9 protein-coding genes are annotated in these 17,181 nt (G+C 59.9%); all 9 read left to right on the top strand.

Translation table 11 applies throughout. The features are described 5' to 3' along the window. Positions 1–3: 3 nt before the first annotated feature. The 9 genes from N2599_RS29780 to N2599_RS29740 all read left to right on the top strand — a co-directional run bounded on the left by N2599_RS29780 (position 4) and on the right by N2599_RS29740 (position 17,109). Complete coding sequence (locus N2599_RS29780; RefSeq protein ID WP_027512800.1) at positions 4–3,750, top strand: right-handed parallel beta-helix repeat-containing protein; 3,747 nt, start codon at positions 4–6, stop codon at positions 3,748–3,750. A 4-nt stretch (positions 3,751–3,754) separates the two neighbouring features. Next, on the top strand, positions 3,755–6,772 hold the full coding sequence (locus N2599_RS29775) for a tetratricopeptide repeat protein (protein WP_027512801.1): 3,018 nt from the start codon (positions 3,755–3,757) through the stop codon (positions 6,770–6,772). Then, a complete protein-coding gene (locus N2599_RS29770; protein WP_027512802.1) occupies positions 6,769–8,184 on the top strand; it encodes an alginate O-acetyltransferase AlgX-related protein in 1,416 nt (471 codons plus the stop codon). The genes N2599_RS29775 and N2599_RS29770 overlap by 4 nt, the downstream gene beginning before the upstream one ends. A gap of 14 nt (positions 8,185–8,198) precedes the next feature. Beyond that, positions 8,199–8,867, top strand: coding sequence for an alginate O-acetyltransferase AlgF (locus N2599_RS29765; protein ID WP_027512803.1), 669 nt, complete (start codon positions 8,199–8,201; stop codon positions 8,865–8,867). Positions 8,868–8,906: 39 nt separating this feature from the next. After that, the gene (locus N2599_RS29760; RefSeq protein ID WP_027512804.1) at positions 8,907–11,759 is read left to right on the top strand and encodes a tetratricopeptide repeat protein; all 2,853 of its coding nucleotides are present in this window, start codon (positions 8,907–8,909) and stop codon (positions 11,757–11,759) included. 68 nt (positions 11,760–11,827) lie between these two features. Continuing rightward, positions 11,828–12,937 (top strand): alginate lyase family protein, encoded by a 1,110-nt coding sequence (locus N2599_RS29755; protein ID WP_084606626.1) that lies wholly within the window; start codon positions 11,828–11,830, stop codon positions 12,935–12,937. 33 nt (positions 12,938–12,970) lie between these two features. Continuing rightward, positions 12,971–14,425 (top strand): phosphomannomutase, encoded by a 1,455-nt coding sequence (locus N2599_RS29750; RefSeq protein WP_027512805.1) that lies wholly within the window; start codon positions 12,971–12,973, stop codon positions 14,423–14,425. Positions 14,426–14,514: 89 nt separating this feature from the next. Continuing rightward, positions 14,515–15,903 carry a tetratricopeptide repeat protein gene (locus N2599_RS29745; RefSeq protein ID WP_027512806.1) on the top strand — a complete coding sequence of 463 codons (1,389 nt, stop codon included), beginning with the start codon at positions 14,515–14,517 and terminating at the stop codon, positions 15,901–15,903. Between the two features lie 15 nt (positions 15,904–15,918). Further along, entirely contained in the window at positions 15,919–17,109 is a 1,191-nt protein-coding gene (locus N2599_RS29740; protein WP_051336764.1) for an AGE family epimerase/isomerase, read from the top strand. Positions 17,110–17,181 lie beyond the last annotated feature (72 nt).

Genomic DNA, 17,181 nt, shown 5'->3' with positions numbered 1-17,181 from the left:
GGCATGCGCACCTCTTTGACACTGATTGCAACGCTTGTGGTCAAGGGCCTTGTCGGCCTGACCGCCCTGGCAACGCTCCTATCAGTTTTACCAACGGGCATGAGCCTCCGTGCTGTCCGCGCGCAGGAATTGACGGTCGGCGAGCAGAGCCCGCAGTTGGACCAGCTCGCTCCGACTGAGCGCGAAATCACCGAGGACAGCCTGAAATATGGGGCGCAGCTCGCGCTGACGCGCTGGCGGGCCCTGCGCGACGACGAGAAGTCACGCAGTTTCGACGCCTATTTCGAGATATTCAGGGAAGTGGCCCGCATCGAGAGTCTCGACCATGCCACCCAGATCGCCGGCGTAGATGTGCACGGCCGGCTGGCCGTCGTGGCCGCCGAGCTGAACAACCAGATGAACGCGCAAGGGCTATCGGCGCGCGATGCCGGTGTCAGCGCATTGAAAACTCTCATTGCCAGCTCCGACAGGTCGTTGTCGACGACGGATCCGGATTCGTTCAAGGTGCGCTATACGCTTATTCTCGACTACATGTCCGGGATCGAGGTAGCCAACCTCAGCCTCGATCTTGCCAAGCGGCTGGCGCAGTCGAAGCTGAATGAACTTGCACTGGACATTTATGTCGATTTCCTGCCGCTCTATTTCAATGGTCTGACCTCTGCAGCTGATCGGCAGGAGCTGATGAAGCTCGCCAGCGCGAATGCGGGCGCGGTGGCCGATCCGGCTGTCTTCCGGGTGCTAACTGATCTGTTGCGCATGTCGCCGCGCGCCGAAAAGGTCGAACTCGCGCAGCTTGTATTCGATCAGATCGACGTCGACGTCATCCGGCATGCCCGTGACAGTGCCGGTTCTGGCAACCTGATCCTGTCGGCATGGGTCGATGCCGTGGAAGTTGCCCATAGCGTCAAGGCTGGAGATGATATCGCGACGCTTCGCGAACAGGCGCGGCTCAGCCTCGATACGCGTGCCTTCGAGCTCCTGATTTTGGCAGAAAAGGATGAGGCGGCGCGCAATCGGCTGGTTTCGGATGCGGTCATGGCCGACATCCGGGAAAAGCGACCGCTGGTGGGCTACGACAGGGTGGTCAATTTGGCACTACCGCCGGCCGTGGCTATCGATAGCTATCTCGCGCTCATTCACAGCTTCTCCGGGGCTGGTTACGACAACTACGTGAAGGCCCTGGTGGAACTCGTCGCCAGTGCCACCAAGTCGAAACAGCTGCAATTGACAGACGGGCAAGCCGTGGCGTTGTTCCGCGACATTGAGATCCTTCGTGACCCCGCTTTCATCCGGGCGCTGGGACAGGACATAACGGGTGACGCGAAGATCTCGCAAATCACCGCACTGCGTGCCGACGTCCGGGCGGTCTTTTCTCTTCCCGTCGATCAACCGGTCGGAGCGGAGATCATTGCAACCGGTCCGGCTGCGACAAAGGCTCTGCAGGTGGCTGCAAGTCTGATCAATGGAGAAGTCCCGGATGCAGCGGTGCTCGCCAAGATCGACTCATCGAACGCCGGCGACATTGCCTTGCTGTCGCAGGCGGCGGCGCGGCTCTGGCAATATTCCAGTCGTCGGGAACTGCTTACCGAATTCGTCCGCGGCAGAGCCGATGTCGATCTTAGGCAGGCGGTTGCGCTCGGCGTAACAGGCTTTGCCGGCTTCCGTGGCACTGAGGGCCGAGGTGCCGACTTCGTCGCCGCTATCGGCGACCTGTTGCCGTCGACTTCGGGCGAGGGGCACACGCTGCTTGCTGCGTCCATAGGTCAGGGGACTGAACTCCCCAAGCTGCGGGGCGAGGCGCTGTCGCGTTATGCGCGTTATCTGGCCGCGAGCGGCCAGTCCGTGGCTCCGCTTGCAGCTGTCGCCGATGCCGACAAGGTCGCGGTCGAGGAGGCGGACGCCATCTTCAGCAATATCGACGTGGCAACCACCCGCTTGAAGACCGTTTCCGACTACAAGGCACGCGTCGGCAAATTCCGCCGCTTGGCCGAGGCTCGCGCCGGCGTGCTTGACGACAAGGGCTGGCTGAATAGCGCTACCGCGCCGGCAAAGTCAGAGCCCGATACGCTCGACGTCGGGGGAGCCTCAACCATCAGCGATGGGCGCATTGTCCTGTACTCGCCGAAGGAAAACAGTCTGCCGACGGCCGGCCGGCCCTTCATGCCCAACCTGCTGCTCGGGCGCGAGTCGGTCACCTCGAGGATTCCGGTGCCGCCGCTGCGGGAGGCGAACGAAGCGCTTGCCGACATTTCCAAGCGCGGCGAGACGCGCGCCACCCGCCTGATCCGCTTCTCATCCGAACATTTCGACGAGATCATCAACCTCGGTGTCCGGGAATATCTCTACCTCAATTCTGAATCGACCGTTCCACGCATCATCTTCGTCACGCGTGGGGTGCTGACTATGAGCGAGCTCATCGCCCAGGTGCGGGCGACCGATCCGGATGCCATTTCGCTGGACGGCAACGAGGTTACCCTGAACGTGCCGCTTGCTGTGAACGACGGCGCGTCGCTGGTCGTCAGTGGCCAAGAGATCAAGTCGCTGAAGCTCAATACCAAGGCCGGCGCCTTCATCGTCAACAGCGGCAAGATCTATTTCGATGGCGTGACTGTCTCATCGGTGGATGTGACGACGGATCAGCCAAGCTATGTCTACGACCACGAGGAGGGTATCTTCTTCCGTCCCTTCATCCTTAGCTGGAGCGGCAGCGAGACCCTTGCCGCGGATTCCCACTTCGTCGCGCTGGGCTACGCCGGCGGCCGCACCTACGGCATGTCGCTGTCCTCCGGTTCGACCGACGCAGTCGCCCGAAAGGTCCAGGCGCCTGCGCCAACCGGCTATTTCATCAACAACTCATTCGAGAACCTCTATTACGGTTTCTACGCGTTCGAGGCGAAGGACATCGTCTTCGTCGGCAACGAACTGGTCAACGGCGTGATCTATGGCCTCGACCCGCACGACCGGTCGAAGAACCTGATGATGGCTTACAACACGGCCTATGGGACGCAGAAGAAACACGGCATCATCATTTCGCGCGAGGTCGACGACAGCTTCATCCTCGGCAACCTCTCGTTCGAGAACCACGGGTCCGGCATCATGCTCGACCGCCAAAGCTACGGCACAATCGTCTATGCCAACGATGCCAGCCGCAACGAAGGCGACGGGTTCGCCGCGATGGAAAGTCCCTGCGCTCTCGTCGACAGCAACATGTTCTACGGCAATGGCCGATCCGGCGTGAAGGTGCGCAATTCCTGGGACGTCCATGTGGAGGGCAACCAGATCCGCCAGAATAAGGCGGCCGGCATCGAAGCGTATATCGACAACCTCGAGGTTGCAGAGCAGAGTGAGTTCCGCGATTTCGTCGAGGACCCGTATTATCCGATCGCGACGATGGTTGCCCGTGACAACATCCTTGAGAATAACCGCGTCGGTCTGATGACCCGCGGTGCGTCCGAGGCGATGTTCTACCGCAACAAGTTCATCGACCAGCTGCCTCGCTACGTTTCGGGTGATCTCAAGCCACTCGGGCTCGACGTCGTCACCCGCAATATGAAGACGGGTGTGCTGGTGCGGTCGGTCTGCGTGCCGCGCATTCCGGTGAAGAAGCAGTGCGCGCTGACGCAGAACGGCATCATCATTGCGCAGTCCCTGCAACCGGAATTCCGCGCCGACGGGGCCTCGACCAATTATTGCATCAACACTGTGGGCTCGCCGCAATCGGCTGCGTTCAACGCGCAACAAGGGGAGTGAGAGGATGATTCTCGCAACGAGAAAGTCGCACCTCTCCGTGACGCTGCTCAACGCATTGGCGTGTTCGGTGGTGTTCCTTGGCGTGGCGCCGGCTACGACGGCGTCTGAAATGCCGCGACAGTTGGCGGCCGAGGCGAAGAGGGCCTATCAGGCCGAGCAGAAGATACTCGCCGACTACAGCACGGCGACGGAGGCGAGCGCGCTCCTGGCCTATGCCCGACTGCTGGCGCGCGGCAGGATCGCCAACGATCACAACCCCGTGAGGGTTGCCGACATCGACGCGGCCATCGCCGTCTATCGCAGTCTGTTGGCGGCCGGTGATGCTAAGATCAATGCCAAGGTGACGGCGGGGTTGGCCGAACTGCTGGTCCGCAAGGGCGGTGCGGCAAACGAAGGCGAAGCGCAAGCTCTGCGCGCCGCGTTGCATCCTGCCGAACCTGCTACCCAGGCTCCGCCCGGCGCCGATGCACAGGCACAGGATCTTGCCACGGACGGCGAAGCGGCCCTACGCGACAAGATGTCAAAGGGCTCGCTCGATGCGGCGTTCGAGCTGCTTCTGCTCCTTAATCGTCAGAACTCCCCCGAGGCCGATACGCTACGCAGCCAGCTCGTGCTGATGGCCAACTTATCGGCACTCGACAGCGACAGCGCGGTTATCCGCCTCGCCGGACGCTATACCTCCTCCTTCGATGCACAACAGCACCCCGATGTGCTCAAGTCATTGCTGGCACTGGCCGCCGGTTACGGCAACGATAGTGCCGTCGCGATCATCGAGAAGAACCGGGATGTGCTGTTTTCCATCCTCGGCAAGGACGAACTGCGTCATCTGATGTGGGAGCTCGTCGACGGCGGCTCGAGCCGCGCAGCCGAGCTTATCGCGCTCGATTTAGTTGATGAGAACGTCTACGGCTTCGACGAGGCCGATTCCAAGTGGGCCGTATCGATGCTTGAAGAGGCCAGAAGCTACCGTGCCAATTACCTGATCGCCAAGCTCTATTACCAGGGCATTTATGTCGAGAAAGATCTGGCCCGCGCCACCGCTGCTATGGACCGCATGGTGGACGGTGCCGCCGAGGCAGGACAGGAGCGTCTCGTCGTAGCAGACCGCTTCGCCCGCATTAACCTGTCGGACAGCCTGATCGCAAAATACGCCCTGCCGATCTACCTGGACATCTGGAAGGGCGGAAAATCGTCGGTCATCGGTCGTCTGGCTCGCATAGTCGTCAGCGCCGAGAAGGCCGGCTACTATGCGACATCGGTGGCGATGCCCATTTCGCCGGAGCAGCTCGTCGCCGAACTGTCGAGCGCCTATGACGCGGGTGACCTTTCGGTAGGCCTCATCCTCGGTGATATCTTTCGCGAGGGGCGGCTGGTCAAGGCAGAGCCGGCCAGGGCCCATTCGATCTACGAGGGATTGAAACAGCAGTATGCGGATTCGCCCGAGATGCAGCTCAAGCTGCGCGAGGCGCTTGCCAAGCTGGTTCGGCAAGATCTCGAAGTTACGCTGAATTATTCGCCCTACTATGCCGAGGTCCGCGAGCTGGCCGGACAGCATAACCTGTGGGCGATGAAGGAATATGGCATGCTGCTGGCCAAGGGGGCGCCGCAGTTCGAAGCCGATCCGGAAGCCGGATTCACTCTGCTTCTGAATGCGCTGTCGCAAGGCTATTTTACCGCCGGCCCGGATGCCGCCGGACTCGCGCTTTCCACCGGCAGTGCCGACAAGCTCAAACGTCTTGCTGATGTCTACGCAAATTTCGATCCGCGCATCCTGACGCCGGAAAGCAATGTGCAGCTCGCTAAGATCGATTTTGCGCTCAAGCAGTTCGACAAGGCAGAGGTCCTGCTGGACACCCCGGAAATGTTGGAACTGCCGACTGGCCGCTTTCTCTTGGTCCAAGTCAGGCGAGCGGCTGGCAAGCTGGATGCGGCTGAAGCGCATCGACAAATGAAAGATGTCGTCGTGTCCTTCAAGGGCGACGATGCCACTCTACTCGGCTTCGTTCAGCAACTAACGCAGGAGGATGGCCTCAGCGAAGATTTTGCTGAACCGATTCTAGTGCGGCTGGCACAACTCGCGGACCGGCGTGACGTCAATGCGATCATCGCCGCGTTCAAGCTCCGCCAGAAATGGCCGTCGAGCCAAGCGTTAAACTTCCGCAAGGTGGTCGGCTGGTGCAACATCCTTGCCGAACGTGGACAAGGCGGGCCACTCACGCGCGTCGCCGTCAACGTCAATCCCAAGGTGGTCGGCGACGAGAGCTTCCGCTATTTGATCGATACCGTCGAAGGCGCACTGCCGCATCTGCCGACCAACGGCAATCTGCGTATGTTCCTTGCCCGGCAGTATCTGAACGGCCAATACAGGCCCAGGGACTTCACCAAGGCCGACCAACTGACGAAGCAGGCGGCTGAATTGGGCAATGAGGAAGCTCTAAACAGCATCGCGACTAATTATTATTTCGGCCATGATGTCGAGATGGATCGCGATCGGGCCGAAGCGCTCTATCGGGATCTGGCCTTCATGGGATCTAACCGCAGCGCGCTGGCGCTGGCGCGCAACTATTCCAAGGGACCGAGCTCGCGCGTCTATGAATCACGAGCCTTCGCCTATTACATCAAGGCCGCGCTCAACGGGTCCGTCACCGCCATGACGGAGATGGGTCGGAGTTATCTTGCCGGTGCCGGTGCCGTGCAGAACGAGCAAAAGGGCGTTGCTTGGCTGGAGAAAGCTGCCGAGCTCGGTAACACCGACGCGATGATTCAGCTCTACTACTACCATTTCATCAAGAACCCGACCAACCAGAACGCCGAGGCCGAGCGTTGGCTCAACGCGCTCGTTGCGGCCGAAGTTCCGGACATGATCCTGCGCAAAGCCGTTCTGCTCTATGGCCGCGACAAGGACGCCAACAAGGATGAGATCTTCGCCCTGCTCGACCACGCCGAGGAATTGGGCAGCCAGTTCGCGCGGCGCCTGAAAAACTCCTACGTCAAGGAAGCCCGTGCAGGAGTTTCGAAATGATGCAAGTCAACTCCTTCAGCACGGCGCGTTTATTGAGCGTTTTTTCCATGGCCGGCATGGCAGCTCTTACCTGGGCTCTTTCGGTGGCTTCCGTGTCGGCCGGTGAAATACTCTACAAGTGCGAGGGGCTCGAGGAAAAGTCTCCTCAGACCTCGATGGCAGTGAAAATGTATCAAGGTTATGGCGGCTGGTTCTTCCGCGAAGGCGACATGGAGAACATGTATGAGCTGTCTGCGGAAACACTGGATGCATTCAAGGACGTGAGCGACGCCCTGCGCCATCGAGGCATTCACCTCATTTTGGTGCCGATGCTGCCCCGTGGCATTGCCGGTGCGCAGTCTATCCCCGATGGCGGCATATTTTCTGACATGTTCTACGATCCGGCGTTCTCCGCCAAGCAGTTCCGAGCGATGGTTCAGTCTTTGCGCGACGTCGGGATTGATGCAATCGACATTACTAAAATCAAAGACATCAAACCGGATTTCGACTGGAGTGCCTATTATCTGAAGCGGGATATTCACTGGACTCCGGAGGGCGCGCAAGTTGTCGCCCAAGCTCTGGCGGAGAAGATTCGTGGCTTGGCTGGGGACATTACTGACACGGTTGAGTTTAAGACTGAACTGACTGGTAAGGCCGCTCCGATACGCTTCAATATGGGCAAAGCGCTCAATGAGCTATGCCAAGAGAAGATCCCTACCGAAAGTGTCACCGGCTATTCGACTAAGCGCAATGTCGATAACTTGGATGCCCTGCTGAGCGAGGGTGACACGCCGGGCCGGGAAGTCGTCCATGTCGTCGGCACGTCTTTTACCGATGAGCGGATGGATTTCAACTTCAACGGCTTCCTTCGGGAGGCCCTGAAGCACGATGTATCTGGCTTCTCGATTGCTGGCGGTGGTTTGACACAGTCGATTTACGGCTGGACGCAGAACGCCAATGGATTGGCCAAGAAGCCTGAAATACTGGTGTGGGAGTACTCGGATCTCCAGTCGGTGCTGCGAAGCGTGGACTATATTGACGAGACGATCGTTCCTGCAATTGTCGGTGATTGCGACGGTAAATTAAAGCTCGCCGAGAAGACGTTTGATGAGACCGATACGGTTGATCTTGATCTGCCTACGTTGGTTGGCAAGGCGTCCGATCATTACCTCGCCTACGCGTTTACCAACAAAGCACTGACCGGGTTCCAGTCGACCTATAGCTACGCCAACGGTCCCGCCAAGAACGCTTCCTTCGAAAACCCATCGCGCGTGAGCGGACTTGCTAAGCTTTATCGGGCGCTCCCGGGAGGGACGCGGAATGCACCTGTCCACGTTCGCCTCAAGATCGAGGGAGCGGCAAAATCGGCGGGCTCGGTGAAACTGTGCCGTTACCCAGAACGCATTTTCCAGAATGCAGCAACCTCCAATTGAAGAGTGATGATGAGATGATGAAACGCAAAATCCAAGCAGTCCTTATTGCACTCGTCTTGGGAGGAGCCTCCGCAGGCACCTTCTCAACGCACCTTCTGGCAAACGATGCCGGCCTCTACGATGCGCCGATCCCGGCCGACAAAAGCCTCGTTCGCTTCCTCAATGTGAAGCTGAAGAACGGAGTGAGCCTCGACTTCTCGGGACAGAAGTTCGACGTCGATCCTGTCGCATTGTCGAATTACCGGCTGATCGGCAACGGCTCCTATAAGATTTCCGACGATGCAAGCTCGACCGAAGCCACGCTCGAACCCGGCAAATTCTACACCGTGGCGGTCGGCGCGGACGGCGCCGGGCAAAAAGGCATCGTGGTTATTCCCGACAAGGAGGTCGAAAATCCCTCGAAGTCAGCTTTGAGCTTTTACAATTTCTCGACAAAGCCGGCCAACCTGTCCCTGCGCCTCAACGGCGACAGCAAGGTGCTGTTCAAAAATCTTGCGCCAGCCGCCATGGCATCCAAAGAACTGCCGGTCATCGACATCGGCCTGGAAGTCTCTGAGGGGGACAGGAAGGTCACCGAGCTGGCGAAAGTTTCTCTGACAGCTAAGGACCGACAGAATGTCGTTGTCGTTGAGACGCCGAACGGTCCGGCCGGTTTCCTGGCAGCGACGGGCATCGACCGATAATTTCGAAACGTATGGGGCACGAGAGTGGGGACGAGTAGAGTGCGCAAATTTCAGTTTCATCAGTCTTTAGTCGCTGCCGTCGCGGTCGTGGCCGCTTCGGTCGGGTTTGCGACTACAGTCCGGGCCGGCAATCCGGCAATCCCGCTCGACCCTCCGAATCTCGATTACAAGGCTGTGTGCAAGCCTGTAACCAATCAGGCGGCGCGCGTGAAACTCGATCGCGATTGGACGAAGGGTCCGATCGGCGACATCAAGCTGCCGGCGCAGGATGTCATTGCTCTTGCTGTTGAATACAGCCGGGGCAGCGAGCGGGTGCAGAAGGCGCCTGCTTTGGCCGAGGAACTCTTGCGCGCCGGCCTGGAGAAAAATCCCGCCCGGCGTGTCATCTTCCTCATTCCTCTCGCACGCGTGCTGATGGAGAACGGATCGACCACCGATGAACTCCGCGAGGCGGAGTCTTATCTGCTCGATGCCTATGGTTCGGGCAGTACCCGTGCTGCTTTCGTCCTCGGTCAGCTCTATGGCGAGGAGGGTCCAAGCGAGATTCGTGATCTGACAAAGTCGCGTTTCTACCTGGAAAAGTCGGCCCTGGCATCCGACCCGCAGGGGATGATCGAATATGCCCGCATCGTTACGCTCGACCCGCAGGCTTCTGACGATCAGAAGAAGAGTGCGGTGACCAACGCCCTTCTCGGGCTTATGGCACAGGTCAAGCAGGGCGATTGCTCGGCCCTGAACCAGATCGGCTTTCTCTATCTGCGCGGCAACCTCGTCAGTAAAGAGGTCGAAACCGCGCTCAAGTGGCTCGAAGCCTTCGCCAAAACCGGTGATCCGAAAACGGCACAGAACCTGGCTGAACTCTACCGCTCAAACCAGATCGACCAGATCGACATCCAGAAGTCGATGACTTACCTCAAGCAGGCCGCCGACGGAGGAATGTCGTCGGCCGAGTTCAGCCTCGGCAAGGCTTATGCGACCGGCATCTCGGTGCCGCAGGACCTCAAGCTGGCCGTGAAATATTTAGGCGCCGCCTCCGGAGCCGGGCTTCGTCCGGCAGACGAGTGGCTGGCCCGGATCTATGCGGGTGAATTCGGCGGCGACCGCGATGACGCGAAGGCGAAAACCTACTTCGAGCGCGCCATGCAGGCCCCGGACCGTTCGAAAGATGTGCCGGTGCAGTATGGCGAGTTTCTTGCCAGGAGCGATGCCTCAAAAGATGACGTCGAGAAGGCACTGAAGGTCCTGCAAGCCGCCGCCGCGGCCGGCTCCTCCGATGCCAGTGACGAGATCGGCAAAATCTATCTGCAGATGGGCCGAAAGGATCCCAACTACCTAAGCAAAGCCATGCACTTCTTCAGCGAAGCTGCGATGGCCGGGAATTCCGACGGTGCTGCAAAACTCGCCGGCATGTTCGCCTGCGGACAGGGCGCCCCAATCTCCGTTGAACTGGCAAACGACTGGCGCCATAAGGCGGCGATCTTTGGGTCGGTCCATTCGATCTATGTTACAGGTCTGAACATGCTGACCAAGGCGGAGGAGGCTGATCGCGCCAAGGGGCGCGTATACGTCCAGCAGGCAGCCTTTAAGGGTAGTCCGGACGCCATCGGCTATGTCGTTGCCCGCTGGGAGACCGGTGCCGACAGCTTCGAGCGAAACCCAGAAGCTGCGCAGCGTCTGCTTCGCTTCGTCTCGTCGCTCAGGGACAAGGAGCAGCAGCGTCTGGCGCAACTGTCGATCGTTAGCAACCGCTTCGATGTGATGACCAAGCTCAGCGACAAGCTTGTCCAGATCGCCGCCCTTGATCCGCTGACCGAGACAGGTGACCGGGATGCCCTGATGCTGAGGGCACAGCTCTTGCAGCGAGCCGGGCAGGCGACGCCGGCGGCTCTCAACGACATCTACAAGAAACTTGCCGAAATGGGCGATCCGCGCGGCATGCGGGAATACGGCAAGATCCTTCTTACCGACCTGTCACAGGACGCCGCGCCCGGTCGCGCCTGGCTGCGCAGGGCGGCAGATGCCGGCGACTTGAAGGCGAGGATCTCGCTTGTCGATCCCGGCGATCCGAACGCGCTGCAGGACCTGGCGAAAATGACCGCCGCGGGCGAGGCTTGCTCGGTCGATGCCATCGTCAATGTGGCTCGTGTCTATTCGACCCTGCCGGATCCTCAGGCCAAGACCCTGGCACGCTACTGGCTGTCGGTGGCCGAGAGCATGTCCGATCAGGATGCCGACGACTTGTACGCGGTCGGCGCCGCATTTCGCGACGGGGTGGACGGCGTAGACAACCGTGGCAAGGCAGAAGGCTTCTTCCTGCGCTCCTATGCGCTTGGGCGCATCTCCGTCCTGCGCGACCTGGCCGAAGGCCATCTGCAGGGTATGTGGACCGACTCCTCCGCCGAAAACGCCAAGGAAGACCTGCTTAAGCTCTATGCCTCCGGCGACAAGGATGCGGCCAACAAGCTGATCAGCGAGATTGCCGGCGAACGCATCGCGTCGACGCCGGCCGAAGTGAACCAGCTTCTGATTTTCCTTGGGCCGGACATCAATGCGCCTAGCAAGTATCTGCTGAAGATCGCGCGCCTCAATATCGACGGCAAGCTAGGGAGCCGGGACGATGCCATGGCCATTCGTTGGTTGACAGTTTCGGCCGAGGCCGGAGAGCCACATGCCATGTATCGCCTCTATCAAGCCTATTTCTTCGGCAACGGCGCGGCAAAGGATACCGCCAAGGCCGTCGACTGGCTGACCAAGTCGGCGGACGCCGGTAATTCCAAGGCTATGCGCGAGTTAGCCGTCGCTTACAAGGTCGGCGTTGTCGGACTGGATCCCGATGTCGACAAGGCTGCCTATTGGGACAGCAAATACAAGGCCCTGTCCACGGGGCAATGAAGAGCATTCAGCACCGGTCGTGAAGACCGGGGCTGGAAACCGGCGATGCAACGAAATGAACCGAGTAAATGGCAATGGTCGAGCTTTCGAGATTTAGCCTTCTGGCAAGTGCCTTTATCGTGGTGGGCACAACACAGGCCGTTCAGGGCGCCACATTGATGGTGCCCTTTGAGCTCGCAAGGCATGTCGCGAAGAACAATGGCAAGACGACCTGCACGGTCAGCCTACCTTTGCCGGTGATTTCGCTCAGTCTGACCAGCATCTACGAGGATGAAGACGAGAGCCATTCGACGATCGATCCCAAGAATAAGGAGCGCTACGACAACGCAATTGCCCTGACGCGCCAGTTTGCCGCCTTTGTCACGAAATATGCGAGCAACTATACCGAGACAGATGGCAACCGTCTGGATGCGGCAAGCTGTGCCCTAAAGGCGTTGGACAGTTGGGCGCGGGCCGATGCGCTTTCGGATTTGACTACGCGCCAGAGTTATCTGAGCACGACGCGAATTCTGGCCGGTGCCGCCCTAGCCTATGTTCAGGTTCGCCCTGCTGCGGCGCTGCTCAAGTTCGATACCGGTGCCATCGAAAAGTGGCTGGGCGACCTCGCCGAACGGACGATCCCCGTCTACACGGAATCGGGCGACCGCAACTCTAACAAGCAGAATCATCGCTACTGGGGCGGGTTTGCCGTGAGCGCGGTCGGAGTTGCGATCGGGCGCAAGGATTTCCTGGATTTCGGCTTCGAAAGCTACAAGTTGGGCGTTTGTCAGGTGACGGCCGACGGTGCGCTGCCTCTCGAACTCATGCGCAAGAAGAAGGCGCGCGACTACCACCTCCATGCCGCCGGGCCTCTGGTGATGATGGCGTCGCTTTTAGAGGCCAACGGATACGATGCGCTGTCGCAATGCGACAACGGCCTGGAGAGGCTGGCGCACTTCGCCTTGGATTCAATCAACGACCCGTCGAAGATGGAGATGCTGGCGGGAGAACCGCAGGTCAAACTGCCGCGCGACAAGAACGGCCTGATCCGCCCTGATCGCATCGCATGGCTGGATGCCTACCTGCATTATTATCCAGAGGACAGAAAGGCTTACGGAAAACTGTTCGAAGGGGCGTTGTTCTCCTCGAATCTCGGAGGACGCGTCAGCGTCCTCTACAACGTATCACAACGAGACTGACCTTTAATTGCGTTTTGCTTCAAGGAGGCTGGTTTGAGCCTGAAATTTGGTACGAGTGGACTGCGCGGTCTGTCTGTGGATCTGAAGGGGAAGCCCTCCTTCGTCTACTCGGCAGCGTTTGCAACCTTTCTGCTGCGAAACCGGATCGCAAAACCGGGCGATCGCGTTCTGGTCGGCTATGATTTCCGCGACTCCAGTCCGGCGATCGCCGCCAACGTCAAATTGGCGCTTGGCGCACACGGCCTGCAGCCGGTCGATTGCGGCAATCTGCCTACCCCCGCGCTCGCCTTCTACGGGATCCGCACGGGCGCTGCGTCGATGATGATCACCGGCTCGCACATTCCGTCCGATCGCAATGGCATCAAATTCTACCTCCCCGACGGAGAAATCGACAAAAATCACGAGCAGGGAATTTCCGCGATCGCCCAGGAACTGGTCGGTTTGGAGCTGCCTGTCGCGACGGATCCGGCAAAGGAAGCCGATGGGGCGGCGGATGCCGTGTCGCTGTTCATGGATCGCAACAAGACCTTGCTGCCAAAAAATGCCTTGTCCGGTATGCGCGTCGGCGTCTACCAGCATTCGACGGTTGCGCGCGACTTGCTGAACGAGATCCTGAACTATTACGGGGCCGAGGTGTTCGGCCTAGGCCGATCCGAAGTCTTCATTCCGGTCGATACGGAAGCCGTCTCCGTCCAAACCATCGCGGCGTTGCAACAGTGGGCCGCCGAGTTTCGCCTCGACGCAATCGTATCGACCGATGGTGACGGTGACCGGCCGCTGATTGCCGACGAGACCGGCACGCCGATCAATGGAGACGTATGCGGTCTGATCGCCGCCCGCTTTCTCGGCGCCGATGCGATTGTCACGCCGGTCACCTCCAACTCGGGCATAGAGGCGCTTGGCCGTCACGTCGTGCGCACCAAGGTAGGCTCGCCCTTTGTGGTCGCCGCGATGCAAGAAGCACTGAAGACATACCAAGGCGTCGTTGGTTTCGAGGCCAATGGTGGGACGTTGACCGGTTCCTCCTTTCCGGTGGCGTCAGGCTTGCTCGAGCCTTTGCCAACACGTGACTCGTTCCTTCCCATTCTGGCCGTGCTCGCCACCGCGGCGGCTACCGGCCAGGCGCTGTCCACGCTGAAACTGGACCTCGGTCTGCCATTCACAGCTGCCGATCGGTTGGAGAACTTTGCGACTGAGCGGAGTGCCGCATTGATGGCTTGGCTGCGTGCTGATGACACTAATCTTGAACGCTTTACTGCCCCGCTGGGGCAAGTCTCCGGGATCAGCGAGCTCGACGGACTGCGGGTGACTTTGAGCAACGGCAGGATCGTCCATTTCAGGCCGTCCGGGAATGCTCCTGAGATGCGCTGCTATGTCGAGGCCGGCAGCCTCGAGGAGACGGCGCAGGTGCTCGATACAGGGATGGGATTACTGCGCGACTTCGACACAGCCCGATCGGTGCTGAACATGGGGATAGGGCCGGCCTGACGCTGGCGTTGGTGGTGGATTGAATCGACCGACGCTCGATCGGTTAGGGCCGCCGTTAGATGTATTTGAGGGGTAAGGGTGAACTGACAATGAAGAAGATGATGAGTTTGAGTAAGGCACTGATGGTGGGAACCATGGTGATCTCAGCGGCCGCGTGCACGAGTTCGCCTGAGTTTGCTTATGACGACGCTAAGGCCCAGATCGGTTACGAGAAGGCGGGCTTCAAGTCGCGCCGTGATCCGGAACCGTTGCTTGCCTATGCCGCGCAGCATGCGAAGGCTGAGGACGAGGTAATCCGCTACAACCGCGCCTATGCCAACTTGGTGCGTGGTCGCGGCAAGAGCGGTGAGGCCTATACCGCTTTCGAGCGCGCTGCACTTGCCGGCGATGCCAGCTCCGGCCGCCGCCTTGTCAAGGGGCATCTCGATGGGGTCTATCGTCCGGCAAACGTCCCGATGATCGCTCGTTCGGTCTATCTGCCGCTGACAGCGGACAAGTCCGACGCAAACACGAGGCTGCTCCTGGCGCAGTTGCTTGAGAGAGGTGAGATCGGAGGTGGGGAGTTCCGCACCGCCGACGCCTGGCTCAACGAAGCGGCATCCGCAGGTTCAACGAAGGCATTCCGCGAACTGGCCGAGCGGGCCGAGAAGTCCGGCAATGTCGCGCTTGCCTCCGATTATTACTACGGGGCGGACAAGACATCGAAGGCCGATCGTGCCCTGCGCCAAGCGCGGGTCCAATATCTCGGCCTCGAAAGCGGCTCCAACCCGAAGCTCGGTCACGCCTGGCTTGAACTGGCGCGTAAGCTCGACAAGCAGGGCGCTGGCCAACTGGCCGCACGCGTCTATCGTGCCACCTCGGGCGGGCGTGACGGATCCTATCTGATCAGTGTTGCGACGTCCGCCGGCGTCAACGTGCTGTCGCGAGAGCAGTTGTTGGAAGCTTATCGCAGCGCAAAGACTGATCTGGACCGGGCGAAAATCCTCGAACCGCTGAAGGCAGCAGCGCGCAACAACGATCCGAATGCATCCTATGAACTGGCCGCTATTTACATCGGTATGCGCGGCGACCCAAGCGAAATCAACGGTCTCCTCGTCAAGGCCTATTCCAAGGGCAAGCCCGAGGCACTGGACCTGATGATTTCCCAGCTGATGCGTGCGGAAGCCGGGCGGCAGGCCGCTGACATCCTGTTCGACGGTGTCGTCGAGGCGGCACAAAAAGGTAATGTCGAGGCGGCCCGCTCGCTAAGCTCCCTCTACCGTATCGGCGGCTTCAAGCCTGCCGATCGGACGGAAAGCCTCAAGTGGCTGCAACGGGCAGCCGACGCGGGCGACGCCAAGTCGCAATACGAGCTCGGCGTCGATCTCTACGAGAATGGTGGCAATCCGCAATCCAAGCAGATGGCGTTGCAATATCTCAACGAGGCAGCGGGGCAGGGTGACCCCTTCGCCCTGACTTATCTCAAATCCAAGACCTAACGGGAGCATCGGCGAATGTTGGACGCTGAGTATTCACGCGCCTTGGCCGCCTTTTCGGACGAGGTCTCTCTTTTGCGCGACTGGTTGCACTGTGACGCGCTGCCGCTCTGGTACGAGGTCGGCTACGACCGGCAGGCTGGAGGCTTCTTTGAACGGATCGGGCTGGATGGCACGCCTTGCATGGCGGACAACCGGAGGGCTCGGGTGCATCCGCGGCAGATCTACTGTTTTGCCGCGGCCGGCGCGCGCAATCTGTCTGTCGATTGGCGCGAACTGATCCAGCACGGATTTTCGTGGTTCGAGCGCGTCTATCGCAGGGGCGATGCGTTCTTCGGCAGTGTCGCGTCCCCTTCGGGCGAGATGATCGACGAAAGCTTCGACCTCTACAATCAGGCCTTCGCCCTGTTCGCCTTTTCCCAGTTAGCCCTGTCCGCCCCCGAACAGAAGGACGCGATGGAAGAAAAGGCGCGCGCCCTGCTCGGCACGCTGAAGGCGGAATATGCCCATCCGGAAGCTGGATTCGAGGAAGACTGCCCCGTCAAGCTGCCGTTGTGCTCCAATCCGCACATGCATCTCTTCGAGGCCTGCCTCGCCTGGGAGCGGGTCGCCGCCGATCCTACACCCTGGACGGCATTGGCCGATGAGATCGCCAATCTCGCAATGACGCGGTTCATCGATCGGGAGACCGGAGCGCTCAGGGAGTTCTTCGACCGTGACTGGACACCCTTTCCCGGTGATAAGGGGCGGATCGTCGAGCCCGGCCATCAATTTGAATGGGCATGGCTTCTGACCCGCTGGGGGATTGCGCGCGATGTCCCGAAGGCAATTGCAGTCGCCGAGCGACTTTTCGAAATCGGCGTCGAACACGGCGTCTGCGAGGAGCGACAGGTAGCCTTCATGGGGCTGTTCGACGATTTTTCGATTTCTGACCACGTCGCCAGGCTTTGGCCGCAGACCGAGTGGCTGAAGGCTTCCGCGCTGCTCGCCCAGATCAGCCGCGGCGAGCAACGGACCTACTATCTGCGCCAGGCAGCGAAGGCGGCAGCCGCGCTACGCAAATTCCTCGCCACAGACATTCCAGGGCTCTGGTACGACAAACTCCCGCCGAGCGGGCAGTTTGTCAACGAGCCTGCGCCTGCCAGCAGTTTCTACCACATCCTTTGCTCGATCTACGAAGTCGACGACACCCTAAAAGAGTTGCAGTGAATTCCGGCTTTGCCGGTCTGACTTGACCCGACAGGCCGAACGGAATGGTTCGCCGCCGGCCGGCAATCACAA

The organism is Rhizobium sullae, from assembly GCF_025200715.1.
GTDB lineage: Bacteria > Pseudomonadota > Alphaproteobacteria > Rhizobiales > Rhizobiaceae > Rhizobium > Rhizobium sullae.
This window is presented reverse-complemented; position numbering and strand designations above follow the sequence as displayed.